Origin of the sequence: Micrococcus sp. GbtcB5 (assembly GCF_019091605.1) — a bacterium.
Classification (GTDB): Bacteria; Actinomycetota; Actinomycetes; order Actinomycetales; family Micrococcaceae; genus Micrococcus; species Micrococcus luteus.
Window position 1 is genome coordinate 1 of the sequence record NZ_JAGXJK010000514.1, and the last position, 234, is coordinate 234.

Here is a 234-nt window from a genome sequence, read left to right on the forward strand (position 1 = left end):
GTGGGCACCAGCGAGGCCAACCACCCCCGGGCACTGTCCGACACCGCGCGCGAACGCGGGGTCACGTGGGTGACCGACGAGCAGGCCCAGTCCGCCGACGTCACCGGCGTGCGCCGCTGGGTGCGCTCGTTCATCAACGCCGTGGACGTGCTCTACCTACCGATCGACCTGGATGTGCTGCCGGCCGCCGTCGCCCCGGGGGTGAGCGCACCGGCCGGCTTCGCCGTGCCGAAC

Annotated in this window: 1 protein-coding gene; it reads left to right on the forward strand. The window is 73.5% G+C overall.

Features of this window, described 5'->3' with window-relative positions:
• Window positions 1-234: arginase family protein (locus tag KVS67_RS13305; protein ID WP_217565576.1), on the forward strand; the 234-nt coding region annotated here is incomplete at both ends.